Source organism: Legionella sp. PATHC032 (assembly GCF_026191185.1).
GTDB lineage: Bacteria > Pseudomonadota > Gammaproteobacteria > Legionellales > Legionellaceae > Legionella.
Map to the genome: position 1 here is coordinate 2339320 of NZ_JAPHOV010000001.1, position 14274 is coordinate 2353593.

Sequence of the window (14274 nt, forward strand, 5' to 3'; positions counted from 1 at the left end):
ATTCAAATACGCGTTTTGTATTTTTATTAACTCAGGTAATAAGAGATTATACCATTCAGAGTCAGTCTAATCAAAATACTAATAATCAACAATAGGACTCTAATGTGGCTGTATGTCGCACAGGGAAATATTGATTGGGACTGCCTAGCGCTGCCTGACACAACAGTGACGAAATCGTGCCGTAACAGTGACCGTTTGTAGTGTATTTGTGGCAGTTCTAGGCAGTAATTCGATGATTTGATGCATCGTAAGTTGTTGATTTATAATGTTTTCTATTATTGAGTATCAGGCTTCGAACCAAGGTGTCGGGGGTTCGAGTCCCTCCGAGCGCGCCATTTAATGGCTCTTCCCCAAATCCGGGGGCACTAATCAAGAACACAAAACTTTAACCCTTAACCTGTAATTTTCAAAATTTCTAAACCCATAAGCATGCCGTTGAATCAGTTTCATCTTACGATTTTAAGAAGAGAGGAATGATTTTACGGCATCGTACTTTAGTTAGAGTTTTATTCATTAATAGCTCATGAAGCTGTTGTTGGAAGTGATAAATGGCTTCAATAGCTGGATTTTCAGCGAGGAAAGATTGACTTATAGTCTTAAAGAATAGTATTCTGATCTTAGCTAGAAAATGTCTATTTTTATACTTTCCAAATCGTCGTTTTATTCATTTAATCCCTCGTTCGGTAGTTTTTAATTCTTGACCGGTTTCCGGCTAAATTCGCCTATACAGGCACTATAATAAATACTTAAGGATACTTATGTCTAAAACAGTAAATGGAGTCGTTAAATGGTTTAACGAGCTCAAAGGATTTGGTTTTATTGAGCAAGAAGGCGGCCCGGATGTATTTGCTCACTTTAAAGAAATTTCAAGTTCTGGCTTTAAAACCCTCACTGAAGGTCAGCGAGTACAATTCATTGTGACGCAAGGAGCAAAAGGTCTTCAAGCACAAAATATAACACCCCTTTAATTTAAGTAACTAATATTATTTTTACTTATATCTCTTTGTAGAATGATACATCTGATAGAAACATTAAAATCACTCTCTGTTGATGTCTTTGAGATGATTTTAATGTTATTTTGATCTACACGGATTCAATTAGAAAAGACAAATGCAAGCATCAGATTAAGCTTGACCAAAATAAATTGATTTAAAATTGCACTAAGAAGTGCTAAGCTATTCACCTATTATAACAATAAGCACTTTCCATGATTCAATCAGAACACAATCACCAACACCTATCATTCTCTCAATTCCCCCTTCGTCAAGAATTAATAAAAAGTCTTGCTTCTTCAAATTATGAAAATATGACCCCTATCCAAATGCAAAGCCTGCCCATAATTCTTAGAAATGAAGATATGATAGCTCAAGCAAAAACAGGGAGTGGAAAGACCGCTGCTTTTGCTTTGTGTTTATTAAATAATTTAAGAATTTCTTTTTTTGCAGTACAAGCCTTGGTTCTCTGCCCTACCCGTGAGCTCGCGGAACAAGTAAGCCAAGCTATCCGTCGATTAGCCTGTTTGATGCCTAATGTCAAAATTATTAATTTATCTGGTGGTATACCAATGCAGCCTCAGCTTGATTCATTACGGCATGGAGCTCATATTATTGTAGGAACACCGGGGAGAATACTTAAGCATTTAAAAAACGCCTCTTTAGACTTATCTCAGGTAAAAGCTTTAGTTTTGGATGAGGCAGACAGAATGCTGGATATGGGTTTTTTTGATGACATTAAAAACATTATTTCGGTTTGTCCCAAACAACGACAAACCCTGCTTTTTTCTGCGACTTATCCTGAAGAAATCAAACGGCTTTCAAAACAATTTATGAAGGACCCGAAAGAAGTTCATGTGGTAACCCCTCCTGAAGAAATTGATATTGAACAACATTTTTATGAAGTCTCGAGACATGCCCAGAAATTTCCCTTATTAAAATCATTACTGTTGCACTATCGGCCCGTTTCAGTGTTAATCTTCTGTAATACCAAGCAACAAACAATAGAAGTCACAGACCAGCTCATCAATGAAGGCTTCAGTGCCATCGCTTTAAATGGTGATATGGAACAAATCGAGCGTGATCTTGCTGTCTTGCGTTTTGCCAACCAAAGTTGTTCTATTCTTGTCGCCACTGATGTTGCAGCACGAGGACTTGATATAAAAGAACTTTCCGCAGTGATTAATTTTGATCTCGCTTTTGATCACGACGTCCATATTCATCGTATTGGTCGAACAGGACGAGCTGGGAGCAAAGGCATTGCCTTAAGCATTGTAACGCCTGCAGATGCACAACGAATTTGCGCCATTGAAGATAACTACCCGCTCCCCATTCATTGGGGAAACATTAATGAATTAGAAAAACACAACGCTGCTCGCTTAGTGCCAGAAATGATTACACTCTGTATTGCTTCCGGTAAAAAAGATAAAATTCGCCCTGGTGACATCCTTGGGGCATTAACCAAAGATGCAGGATTAGCAGGCAACACAATTGGCAAAATTAACATCACCGCTATGTACTCCTATGTTGCAATTCACCACAGCCAAGCAGATAAAGCCTACCAATATTTACAAAGTGGAAAATTAAAGGGACGCAAAGTTAATGTACGTAAAATAAATTGATTTTTCTAAACCATGCGAAAAACTTACTGCAACAATTGAAAAAATAAGCAGTTATTATGTAAAAGGCCTAATAATACAAGCCTATGGATTTATTAGTGGCTGTTGAAGCAATAGTATAAGTAGATAAAGCATTGTTAAAATCAGGATATCACTCAAATGATAATACAAAAGGGACTTCATGAACGAAGAGCACTTAAAATATCAATCGCTGTTACCTTTCTCTTAGCCGTGGTAGGTATTTTATTTGGGCTATTGTCCGGTTCATTGGCTATCGTCTTTGACGGTATGTTTAATATGGTGGATACCGTTATATCGATCCTTGCTTTTTTTGTTGCCCGTCTTTTAACAAGTAAGGGGAATCGGAGATTTCAATATGGTTACTGGCATATTGAACCTATGGTTCTTGTTTTGAATGGCAGTATCCTAATACTTCTTTGTACTTATGCACTGGTAAACGCGATTGGCAGTTTGATGTCTGGTGGACATGAACTCAATTTTGATTGGGCATTTGTGTTTGCACTTTTGGTGTTTTTTTTATCAACAGGCATGTATTTTTATTTAGTTAAAACAAACCGCAAAATTAAGTCCGAATTCTTGCGACTAGACATTCAAAGTTGGTTAATGTCTGCTTTGATTTCCACTTCTCTCCTATTGGCATTTGGCATCGCAGCCTTGTTGCATGGCGGGGCCTATGGATATTTTACCCCTTACATTGACCCCCTTATTTTAGCAATTCTTACTGCATTTCTGATTTTTGTGCCTATGCCCGCAGTCCGTGATGCCATGCGAGACATATTTCGCATGGCTCCTGTGGGTCTTGATGAAAGTATAAGAGAATTTTTAGATGAGCTTATTAAACAGCATGATTTCAAGACTTATACAAGCTACGTTGCAAAAATAGGACGGGCACAATTTATTGAAATACATATAGTAGTACCTATGGATTACCCAATTTCAAGCATTGAAACTCTGGATAAAATTCGTAATGAAATCGCGTTGGCTATTGGAGAAGATACGCCACAACGTTGGCTAACCATTGCCTTTACTGCAAATGAAAACTGGATTTAAAAAACGTTTTATTCAAGTTTCCATAAGGATATTTGTGAAAACATGCTACTGAAAATTGAAAGTACAGCAAAATGAACTCTTAATTTTAGTAAATGTAATCAGATTAAATAGAACAACTTGTTTGCCAGCAACAAAACTTCATTTTGTGATGGAACCCTTCTGTGATACCATTTGATTTACCATAATTTCCAGTTTCCAATTTGGAAATTGGAAACCCCCATGCTATAATCCTATAAAAATAGACTGGAGCTTTTCATGCTTAAAGGGCAAGACATAGCTATTCTCATTAAATTGCTTTTAAAAAATAATACTAAAGAAAAAATTGAGTTTAAAAGCATCGCTCATGAGCTTTATATCAGCCAATCTGAAGTGACCAAAAGTATTAAAAGACTAGAGATTACGAAGCTTTTAACGCGTTATGCGAATGATAGCATTGAATTGCATAAGCACGAGCTTATGGAATTTTTTGTGCATAGTGTGAAGTATCATTTTCCAGCGGAAATTAATATAGCTACACGAGGCATGCCAGCAGCCTATAGCTCTCCTTATTTTAAAAAATTAATCATGAGCGAAGAGTCCTATGTGTGGCCTTACATTAATGGTGATACAAAAGGACTGGGCTTAACCCCCATATATAAAACCTTACCTAATGCTTTGGATAGGAGCCCAGATGAGAATTTTTATGCCATTATTAGTGCACTTGATCTGATCCGATTAGGTGGGAAACGAGAAAATAAAATTGCAAAAGAACTATTGGAACATTTTGTATGGAATCAGTAAGAGTTAAACAAAATAATGAAGCACTTTATAAAGCAGCGACTCTTTTAAAAGAACTAAACGAACAAGTTGTTTATGTTGGTGGTAGAATCGTTGGGCTATTGATAACTGATTTAATAGAAGATGATGTACGACCAACCTATGATATTGATGTCGCTCTGGATTTAGGAAGAACCGATATTGTTGCCCATTACTCTTTACAGAAAAAACTGGAAAGCTTAGGTTTTAAGCCGGATGGGAATGTCAATTGCAGATATATGTTAGATGATTTTATAATTCATATCATGTATACCGATAGTACTTTACAAGAAATCAATTCAAATTGGTATCAGGCTGGTTTTGACAATGCACTTGAGATTCAAATTAAAGACAAAAAAATTAAAATACTCAACGCAGTCTATTTCATTGCCACAAAGCTTGAGGCATTCACTGATAGAGCCTATAAGAATAATGATTATTGGGATTGTAAAGATTTGGAAGATATCATCAATGTTATCAATGGCAGACCTGAATTATTAGTAGAAATAATGAACTCACCGAAAGATGTTGTCCAATTTATTTCAGGATACTTTAAAAAGCTCATCGAAGATCCTAAATGGTTAGAAGCAATAAAAGCAACCGCTCGGCTTGAACGCTCTAGAAATATTGTTTTGAGTGCAATAGAAAAAATTAGCACCTTGTAAATGAAATATTCAAAAATCCCCATTTGGGTTTATTTAAAACAAATAGGTTAATTTTTTTCTCTGGCTAAAACGTGTCTCAACTTTAGAGGCACTACGCCGTAATAGGCAGTTTTAGGAAGTTCCTAGTGAATTTGACGCTTCACAAGGTATTGATTTATAACGAATTTAAAACTAGAGTATTAGGCTTCGAACCAAGGTGTCGGGGGTTCGAGTCCCTCCGAGCGCGCCATTTAAAATCAAGTACTGGATCTCTCCCAATTACGGGAGCACTTTATCAAACAGATAATATTCGCCTCTTTGTTGGGGTAGAGCTCAATTTGTGAGTTAATATGAGCTCCACTAGAGCAACCTCACTTATGGGATCCATAACTTCTCGGTTTTTATTGGGCGTATTAGCAGCGAAAGAAAATATTAGCTCAGCCTCCGACGGAACATCAAGGGTAATAATTGCTCCGGGGTAATTCATTTTTTGAAAGTATTTTGCTAGTGGAAGCCAAACTGATTGGCTACTTCTATAACCATGTACACAAAAAATAGGAGGATGTTTTTTTGGTTTTCTGTTAGTTCGTAGGGATTTAAACCGTACCATCGTGACACGTGAAAAAAATTAGTACTTGCAAATTAAAATATTAAAAAATCTGCGGTTTTATGGAGTTTGAAATTAAGAAAAATCCTTATTTACTGATAATAAATAGCACACATTAAATTTAATTTAAAACAAAATAATTAATTTTCTTCTGTGGCAAAAACTTGCATCAACTATTGAGCAATTGCGCTTTTATGTTAAGTTTAAAATATACTGATCTATATTTAATCGAATAGACTATTCAAATTACACATTTAGCGAATAACTCAAGCTTAAAAGATTAATAAAGCGCTGGCTTAATAGTTTTGCGATATTATAACAAATTAATAATGCGTCCAAATCTTTTGAGTAGATACGAATCCTGAAATCTTCTCCTTCGATTTTTAATAATCGACAATCTACCAGGGCACGGATTGATGCAGCTCGTTTTAGTTGACCAAATACACATAATTCCCCGAACAATGCTCCATTTTTAAATACTCCAATCACTTGTTCCTCAAGAAGAGCCGAGCCTGTCGAGTTGTGCTCCAGTATAATTTGTAACTCACCTTGTTCGACAATATACATCGAGTCACCAATTTCATTTTGATGAAAAAGAAATGCACCTTTTGGAAGTTCAACTTCCTCACAATTTTCCAAAAATTCATCAACGTACTTCTCATCTATTCCCTTAAATAACACACAGTTATGTAAATCGTCTTTGCTCATTTCACTATCCTTAACCTCTAATAAACCCAATCCCCCTTCTTTGATTGGATTCAAAATTGGTAATAAGTACCTATTGCAATAGTTTTATTGTAAGGTAATTGATAAAACTGTATATCCGGCACAGCATTACGTATCATGATAGAAAAAAGGCGCTTTTGCCACAGGTACATATGTTTTAGCCTTTGTCTGGTCATTTCAACAAAAACAATCTCAATAAAATAGATTAACTTATTCTTACCAATTTCAAACGGTAAACATATCCTTTTAAACATTTCTTCTAAAGTATCAGGTAAATTAATATCTTCCATAAACCCATAATGAATAAAGATTAAATAAAACCCTTCAGCCTTTTTTATAAGTTCAAATTTATTTTGAATAGGAATATAGGGTTTATTTTCAATTTTGACACTTACAAAAACCATATTCTCAAAAAAAATACGGTTAAGCCTAAGATGATGCAGAAGGCTTTCACCATCGCAATCATACGGGTCAATAATATATAAGCCCATTCCAGCTTGTCTTGAAATTTTATTTTGATTTAATTCATCAATGATAAACGCATCCATCAGAGCATCTCTATGATGTAATTCACGTAATTTCTCAAAGCCACAGTGCCAAGTATACATCACTATAAATCCAAGAAATGCAATTAAAATAGGAATCCAACCTCCAGTTAACAACTTGGGTATATTTCCTGCAAAAAATGCAAGTTCAATAACCAATATCAGTGGGAAAACCATAACTTTGAGCGCATGCCAACTCCAACAACGATAAGCAATAATCCCAACTAAAACAGTTGTGATAAGCATATCTAAATTAACAGCAATGCCGTATGCATCTGCAAGATTTGACGATGATTGAAAAACTATAACAAGCGAACAGGTACCTATGGCTAAAATAAAATTGATAAGCGGTAAATAGACTTGGCCTTTCTCAAATTTGGACGTATAAATAATCTTAAGGCGTGGAACCAAATTAAGCAGTGATGCCTGTTTTAAAATTGAAAATGCCGCCGAAATAATTGCCTGTGATGCAATAATGGTTGCAATCGTAGCCAAAATAATCATCATAGGGAGAAACCAATCTGGCGATAAACTAAAAAAGGGATATTTGATATCTTCTGTATGCATCAATACAAGCGCCCCCTGGCCAAAATAGCATAAAAGTAAAGCGGGTAACGCCACAGAAAACCATCCTAGCCGAATAGCCTTTTTACCAAAATGCCCTAAATCAGCGAATAATGCTTCGCCGCCAGTCATGACTAAAAATACCCCACCCAATATGAAAAGAGCCAAGTATTGGTGTATCAGAAAAAAATTAACTGCGTAATAAGGATTTATTGCCATTAGTACTTTGGGATTCTGTATAATTTGCAAAGCACCCAAAACTCCAATTGTAATAAACCAAACAAGCATGACAGGAGCGAAATAAACACCAATTTTTCCTGTACCTATGCTCTGCATCTTAAAAAGGAAAAATAAAATAATTAATGTCACTGGTAGAACATACTTGGCCAAATCTGGAGACAATGATTCCAGACCTTCGACAGCACTTAAAATAGATATCGCTGGAGTTAATATTCCATCACCAATGATAAGCCCTATGCCAACAAGCGTAATAAATAAAAGCCATCCTCCTGGCTTTTTTATTTTCTGCCTTATCAACCCTGCTAAAGCTATAATGCCGCCTTCGCCATCATTATCCGCACGAAAAACGATTACCAGATACTTAATACTAATTATAATGATCAGCGACCAAAAAATGAGCGACAAAATACCATAAATATTATAGTCATTGATTGGAAAATACTTTATTACTTGGCCAAATGCATAAAGAGGGCTTGTTCCTATATCCCCAAAAACAACCCCCAAAGCTGCAAATGATAAGCTGAGCTCATTCTTCTTCTCGGTTGATGACTCATTCATCATCTGGGGTAACTCCTGATATAATAAAATCCTTTATTAATTACTATCTTGAGTATAGTACTATCTGTATAGTACTATCTGATATTAAAAAAATATTGTCTCGAAATACCATATACTTGGTGAATTATTTGTTCTTTTCTATCGCCAGGCCTAAAATGCATAGGTAATAGCGTCCATAAATCCTTCAAGTTTTTTTGATACACTTTCTCAGATTTGTTTTAAAATTGTTCCAATTTTCTTAGGCAGATCATAGTAAACAACGAGATTATTCTTAATCCCCACCTCATCTGTGATAAACTAGCTTTTCTGTATCAATTGATTCAATAATTTTTATATAATCAGACTGTATCAGCCGGTATTAGCACGTATTATCCAATGCTAACACATGACAAGATCTTTGTTTTAAAGCTTGTAATGGCTAAAATACTTGACTTCGACCCAAGGTTTCTGAGGAAGATTACCTTGGCGCTCGCCCTGAAAATTGGGGTTTTCTCAAAAAGGCTTTCACGCCACAGACATTTGCGTAAAATTTAGCCTGTCAACCCTATGAATAAAGGCAATATTGTGGGATAATTATTGCCCAACTTCAACAATATTAGCCTGTTTATATGAAAATAAGAGCAATTCTTTTAATTATCTCTATTTTTTTTCCTGTCGCTTTATTTGCAAGTACTGCGACTTGTCCTTTATCAAACGGAATCAATGTACATACTAAAAAGCGCACTTTAAATATCTGTAAAAACGGTACTGTCATTAAAACCTTTAAGGTAGCGCTCGGGTATAAGGGCGTTGGTAAAAAACATGCTGGTGATAATAAAACTCCAATTGGTTTATATGGGTTAGCTCATCCAAGAAAATCCAATCAATTCAAAGTTTTTATTCCAATTCTCTATCCAACTAAAAAGCAATTAGCTGCTGGATATTCAGGCAGGGATGTAGGGATCCATGGACCAGCTCAGACATCCAGTTTGTTTGGTTGGTTAAACAACTTACCAGGCTCCACACGTGGATGTATTGCTGTTGGCAAAAATAACTATATCGAGTATGTGGCCAATTGGGTAAAAGCTAATCCTGGAGCTAAGGTTTTAATTATTTAAATTTCAGAGGAAATTTGATATTGCCTATATATCCTATGTAGAATGCCCTGATAATGACTGTCTTAATGATAAAGAAAATTCATTTAAACCAGGTAGAGCTTCTAAAGAGTTACGGATTTGTCTAAAATTAAGGCTACCTGCATCATCAAATACCTTTAACACTTCAGCAACTAAAGGTCTCTCTTGTCGGTCTACATCTTTTATTGCATTACGAATGAGATGAAGCGCGTCACTAATTGATTGCTCCTCTTGTGGATCTACCTCTTTTATAATCGCTTTTATTTCTTTTAAAATCCTGGGAATTGAGCCATCCTCATTGCACATTAAAGGACACTCTAACAATTGAAATACTGCGTAAATATTTGCTTCACGTTCTGTTGCCGGAATTTTCAAGATACTCATCGTTGATTTTTGATGCATAAAGTTCTGCGTATCAGCGTGTTCTTTTGGTGTATGCCTGTCATCAGAACGCACACTGTGCACAATACGAAATTCGTATATCGGTAAGAGTTGAAGGTCTTTTGACGACAGCGTATTGAAAAGAGGGAGTATCTCTTCAGACTGAGGAAATAATTTTTTATTGGTATTAGCGATGGATTGTTCGATCCTGAGCATCTCTTTTTTCAGGTTGTCCTTATGCTCTTGTAAGAGCTTTTTAAACAAAGCTTTGCTTTGGCTGTCTAAAGTCTGAGGCATTAAGGAGTCAAGATATTCTTGTTGGAGCTTGGGAGTCAAAAAACGGTAGCAAGTGGAAAATAATGAAGTCGCCCAACTCATACCATAAAGCACCGTAGATGACATTCCTGAGTGACGAAGTTGGGCTTCATTTTGAAATAACTCTTCTTTTTCAGGACTGGATATATGCCACATGACATTGGTATAGGATTCCTTATGCTCATCAATAAAATCAATATAATACTTTCGGTCTATGATGCGCTGTTCATTTTCTTTTATTGCGTTGAGCAATGTTTCAGTTTCTGCAAGATATGACTCCATTATTTCATTCTGCCGTTTTAAATCGATTAGCTGGTTCAGGCATGCAATCACGTCCTTCGGTAAGGGCTCATTTTCTTTGTTTTTTTCTGCCATATCAGCCCTGCCGGCATATCTCAAATGAGGCTCAATCACATTGTCCAGGAAACGTTGAATCTCATTTTCTTCCCCCATAATTACAGCCAAGTCCTTGGGAGAAAGCAACGCCTCTTGTTTGTCTTTATGATAATTCAGAAATGAATTCATTCGAGCAACAGCATTTTTTTTCAAGTAGGCTTTGCTTTTCCAATCAGTGAGTGAAATTAAAGAAGGACTTAAATCGGTACCTGATTTTATCAATGCATCAAGAACCACCGATTGACCAGTTAATGCTGCGATGTGAGCTGGTGTAAACCCATCTTTGTCTGCTTTATTAAGATTAGCTTGATGCTTCGCAAGCTCAGCAATGACAGTAACATGACCATTTCTGGCTGCCAAATGCGCAGGGGTAGAGCCATTTACATCTGTTTTATTGAAATCAACTTGATATTTCGCAAGCTCCGCAATGACCGTAGTATGACCGTTTTGAGCTGCTATATGGACCAGTGTAGAACCATGTTCATTTTGTTGATGTACATTAACATTATTTTTAGCAAGCTCGGTAATAACAGCGGCATGACCTTTTTGAGCTGCTAAATGGGCTGGTGTATCACCACTTCTGTTTGTTTTATTTAAATTAACCCCATGCTTTGCAAGCTCAGCAATGACGGCTATATGCCCATTTCGAGCTGCGAAATGAGCTGGAGTAGCACCATTTTCATTAGCTTTATTGAAGTCAACCCCATGCTTTGCAAGTTCAGTAATAACAGCAATATGTCCATTTTGAGCTGCTAAATGGGCTGGTGTAGCACCACTTTCATTGGCTTTATTGAAATCAACCCCATGTCTTGCAAGTTCAACAATGACAGCAACATCACCCTGTTGGGCAGCTATATGGACTGGTGTAACGCCATGTTTAGCCGCTTTATTGAAATCAACCTGATGCCTCCCAAGCTCCGAGATAAGAGCAACATCACCATGTTGGACAGCTAAATGAGCTGGCGTAAAGCCATCCTTATCTGCTTTATTCAAATTAACTTGATGCCTCGCAAGCTCCGAGATAAGAGCAACATCCCCTATTCGTGCTGCAATCCAGGCTAAACCCATCCCATTTTGTTCCCGGGATGCTATTTTTTTGGTCATTACATGACTGGATTTAAATTGACCCAATTGTGTGGTTAATGAATACACTTGTGGATTTCTGGTTGTGGTGTAAATTGATGCATCCAAAGCAAGATATGGAGATGGTGGGACTGAATTCAAACCCTTTATTATCATTTTAGCGAGTCGTCCTGTCTCTTCAACTTTATACACTTTGGGGGGATATTGATTAATATCCATAAACCCCCAACCATCACCGGGTTTATAAGTCACCGCCAGAGTATGGTTGAAAGAACTTAAAATCACTCCTAAAACATCTTTGCTTGAGCCAGAACCCGCTTGCATGATGAAACCTAATTCATCCAAATAATGCCTTAATTCTGCCTCATTAGGAATGAGTGCTTGAGAATATACCTGGGTTAAACCTCCTAACGCGTTGATTTTATCTGATGCTGCCAGATCAGAATGAAATGCAATATTCTTTTGGTTGCTATCAGATGAAAGCCCAAATAGTTCCGTATGGCGATACGGCGCATGATACAAATCCAGGCTTTCAAAAAAAGCCAGGATATCCAATAATTCTTCATCTTCTGTTGATAAATTTTTGCCCTTTTTTTCTTTAGCCGCTTCCATAAGCTTAACTATATCTTGGCCTGAAGAAACAATCCGCTCAATATGTTTAATCCGTTCATGAAATACATGCTCTTCACCCAAAAGGCAAGCCTCCAGCCAGCGGATGGAAATCCCATGACATACTCCCTGAACATCGGAATACCCTAATTTTAAAAAGCAATTCAATACCGCATTATGAGTATTCATTTTAGGAAATCGGGTAGTTGATTGTCTTTATATTATAGACACAATTAAAAGACATCCAATCGAGGTGTCAGGGGATTAATTCCTTCGAATGCATCATATCAAGTAGAGCGTCTTACTTATGTAACACAGTATTGAACAATTGAAAATTATTTTTTCCCCCTATTTTCACCCTATATAATGCTTCATCCGCTTTTCTAATTAATGTGTCTGAATCATAACCATCATATGGATAGATACTTATACCAATACTGCCTGTAATTGAAATACCATAACGTTTGATTGTTATAGGCTTACTTATAGCAATTAGAATTTTATTTGCTATTTCTATAACTTGATTTACATTGGATAATTCGGTAAGCGCGATGATGAATTCATCGCCACCATGCCTGACAATTAGATCAGTAGATCTTAAAATCGTTTGTAATCTTTTTCCAATCTCAATTAATAAAAGATCCCCAATATCATGCCCCAATTTGTCATTCACATTTTTAAAATAATCCAAATCCATAAACATAATAGCAATTTGCGTTTGGTGACGTTTCGCATGAGCTAATGCCTGGTCAAATGATAACTCTAATAGTTTTCTATTTCCCAAACCAGTTAAAGTGTCATGATATGCGATGTGTTGAAGTTCTTGCTCTGCTCGTTTTTGAGCATCAATGTTTTGAATTTGCGAGATAAAATAGAGTGGTTTATTCTCGGGATCTCGGATTAAAGAAGCACTAAGTAAAATCCAAATGATACTACCATTTTTATGAATATAGCGTTTTTCCATATGGTAGAATCTTATATCCCCCTCTAATAATTGCCTCACATAGCCCAAATCGAGCTCTAAATCCTCTGGATAAGTGATCGATTGAAAATTAGTTTCCAATAATTCTTCTTCTGAGTATCCTACAATCTGACAAAGCGATTGATTAACCTTTAACCACATCCCCTCCAAAGAAACTATAGCCATACCAATAGCAGCAGAATTAAATGCAGAACGAAAACGTAGCTCGCTTTCCTCCAAATCAGCGTTAATTGCATACAATTTATCAATTAAATCCAAATTCTCATAACGTAATTTAAAATTCTTATTAAGAAGCCCATATCCCATCCAGGACATAATGGATACAAAACAAAAGTAAATCAGCAATGCAATTCCAAGAAACCAATAGTTAAGTGTATTTTGCTGGAAAAGCCAGATACTTAGAGGGATAAGGGTTAATGAAAAAAATAATAGACTTGCTAAAAAACTGGGCTGAAGAATATGTAATCCACCTGATGCGACTCCAATAATTATAATAATGACAATCATTTGATTTAACAGATCATTCTGAGGAATAAGAAATGAACCTGCTATTCCCCAAAGAGTACCATAAATAGCAGTAATGCTTATTAACCATTTTAAAAGGTATTTGGATGGTAAGGGACGATAAGAATTAAAGAAAAATAAACTTCCATGGAGAACAAAAGTTGTTGCTCCAGCCATAAACCATACAGAGAGAATTTCTTCATCTATTGTTTTATCCAAACCAATAAAAATAATTAATGCACATAAAAAATTTGCAGGAATGCTCAATAACAAATTTTTATTTAGTAACATTACGCGATCTGAAAATATTATTTCATTTATATTTTGAATCTTTTCTTTGGCCTTTTGCATTCAGCGCTCACTGAGATAAATTGACAAATTCAAAACCTCAATTTGAACCCTACTGTATTAATCTATTGTATTAATATAGTACAAAAATACTTAATTGTTAGAAGCAAAATGTGACATGTCGTAACCCCAAGAATTTGTTACATCATACAATTGCATAGAATAATGAGGTCAATTTAA

The 14274-nt window shown here is 36.0% G+C and carries 11 protein-coding genes and 1 pseudogene; 6 read left to right on the forward strand and 6 right to left on the reverse strand.

What is annotated here, in order from left to right; genetic code table 11:
- Positions 1–217: 217 nt before the first annotated feature.
- Together OQJ02_RS10575 and OQJ02_RS10580 are read right to left on the reverse strand one after the other, a co-directional pair.
- Entirely contained in the window at positions 218–379 is a 162-nt protein-coding gene (locus OQJ02_RS10575) for a hypothetical protein (RefSeq protein ID WP_265719004.1), read from the reverse strand.
- A pseudogene (locus tag OQJ02_RS10580) lies at positions 370–586 on the reverse strand (transposase); the annotation flags it as partial. The pseudogene OQJ02_RS10580 and the gene OQJ02_RS10575, both read right to left, overlap by 10 nt.
- A 172-nt stretch (positions 587–758) precedes the next feature.
- On the opposite strand from OQJ02_RS10580, the gene OQJ02_RS10585 reads away from it, so the two are divergent.
- The 5 genes from OQJ02_RS10585 to OQJ02_RS10605 all read left to right on the forward strand — a co-directional run bounded on the left by OQJ02_RS10585 (position 759) and on the right by OQJ02_RS10605 (position 5142).
- Complete coding sequence (locus OQJ02_RS10585; protein WP_014842095.1) at positions 759–968, forward strand: cold-shock protein; 210 nt, start codon at positions 759–761, stop codon at positions 966–968.
- A gap of 239 nt (positions 969–1207) precedes the next feature.
- Positions 1208–2614 (forward strand): ATP-dependent RNA helicase DbpA, encoded by a 1407-nt coding sequence (gene dbpA / locus OQJ02_RS10590; protein ID WP_265719005.1) that lies wholly within the window; start codon positions 1208–1210, stop codon positions 2612–2614.
- 156 nt (positions 2615–2770) lie between these two features.
- Positions 2771–3682 carry a cation diffusion facilitator family transporter gene (locus OQJ02_RS10595; RefSeq protein ID WP_265719006.1) on the forward strand — a complete coding sequence of 304 codons (912 nt, stop codon included), beginning with the start codon at positions 2771–2773 and terminating at the stop codon, positions 3680–3682.
- A 255-nt stretch (positions 3683–3937) separates the two neighbouring features.
- Positions 3938–4462 (forward strand): LysR family transcriptional regulator, encoded by a 525-nt coding sequence (locus tag OQJ02_RS10600; RefSeq protein WP_265719007.1) that lies wholly within the window; start codon positions 3938–3940, stop codon positions 4460–4462.
- Positions 4450–5142: a hypothetical protein gene (locus OQJ02_RS10605; RefSeq protein ID WP_265719008.1), complete on the forward strand. Its 693-nt coding sequence runs from the start codon at positions 4450–4452 to the stop codon at positions 5140–5142. Before OQJ02_RS10600 ends, OQJ02_RS10605 begins: the two co-directional genes overlap by 13 nt.
- Positions 5143–5974: 832 nt before the next feature.
- Here the strand turns inward: OQJ02_RS10605 and OQJ02_RS10610 are convergent.
- Positions 5975–6436, reverse strand: coding sequence for a cyclic nucleotide-binding domain-containing protein (locus OQJ02_RS10610; protein ID WP_265719009.1), 462 nt, complete (start codon positions 6434–6436; stop codon positions 5975–5977).
- A 50-nt stretch (positions 6437–6486) separates the two neighbouring features.
- Entirely contained in the window at positions 6487–8364 is a 1878-nt protein-coding gene (locus OQJ02_RS10615) for a potassium transporter Kup (RefSeq protein WP_265719010.1), read from the reverse strand.
- Positions 8365–8969: 605 nt separating this feature from the next.
- Between OQJ02_RS10615 and OQJ02_RS10620 the strand changes: the two genes are divergently transcribed.
- Entirely contained in the window at positions 8970–9458 is a 489-nt protein-coding gene (locus OQJ02_RS10620; RefSeq protein ID WP_265719011.1) for a L,D-transpeptidase family protein, read from the forward strand.
- Between the two features lie 33 nt (positions 9459–9491).
- On the opposite strand, the gene OQJ02_RS10625 is transcribed toward OQJ02_RS10620, so the two are convergent.
- Positions 9492–12449, reverse strand: coding sequence for an ankyrin repeat domain-containing protein (locus OQJ02_RS10625; protein WP_322783387.1), 2958 nt, complete (start codon positions 12447–12449; stop codon positions 9492–9494).
- 112 nt (positions 12450–12561) lie between these two features.
- Positions 12562–14097, reverse strand: a complete 1536-nt coding sequence (locus tag OQJ02_RS10630; RefSeq protein ID WP_265719012.1) for a sensor domain-containing diguanylate cyclase — start codon at positions 14095–14097, stop codon at positions 12562–12564.
- Between the last annotated feature and the right edge of the window lie 177 nt (positions 14098–14274).

Excerpts from the sequence above, each read along its gene's own strand:
- OQJ02_RS10585 (WP_014842095.1), top strand. The coding sequence starts at position 759 with ATGTCTAAAACAGTAAATGGAGTCGTTAAATGGTTTAACGAGCTCAAA.
- dbpA (WP_265719005.1), top strand. The coding sequence starts at position 1,208 with ATGATTCAATCAGAACACAATCACCAACACCTATCATTCTCTCAATTC.
- OQJ02_RS10595 (WP_265719006.1), top strand. The coding sequence starts at position 2,771 with ATGATAATACAAAAGGGACTTCATGAACGAAGAGCACTTAAAATATCA.
- OQJ02_RS10600 (WP_265719007.1), top strand. The coding sequence starts at position 3,938 with ATGCTTAAAGGGCAAGACATAGCTATTCTCATTAAATTGCTTTTAAAA.
- OQJ02_RS10605 (WP_265719008.1), top strand. The coding sequence starts at position 4,450 with ATGGAATCAGTAAGAGTTAAACAAAATAATGAAGCACTTTATAAAGCA.
- OQJ02_RS10610 (WP_265719009.1), bottom strand. The coding sequence starts at position 6,436 with ATGAGCAAAGACGATTTACATAACTGTGTGTTATTTAAGGGAATAGAT.
- OQJ02_RS10615 (WP_265719010.1), bottom strand. The coding sequence starts at position 8,364 with ATGATGAATGAGTCATCAACCGAGAAGAAGAATGAGCTCAGCTTATCA.
- OQJ02_RS10620 (WP_265719011.1), top strand. The coding sequence starts at position 8,970 with ATGAAAATAAGAGCAATTCTTTTAATTATCTCTATTTTTTTTCCTGTC.
- OQJ02_RS10625 (WP_322783387.1), bottom strand. The coding sequence starts at position 12,449 with ATGAATACTCATAATGCGGTATTGAATTGCTTTTTAAAATTAGGGTAT.
- OQJ02_RS10630 (WP_265719012.1), bottom strand. The coding sequence starts at position 14,097 with ATGCAAAAGGCCAAAGAAAAGATTCAAAATATAAATGAAATAATATTT.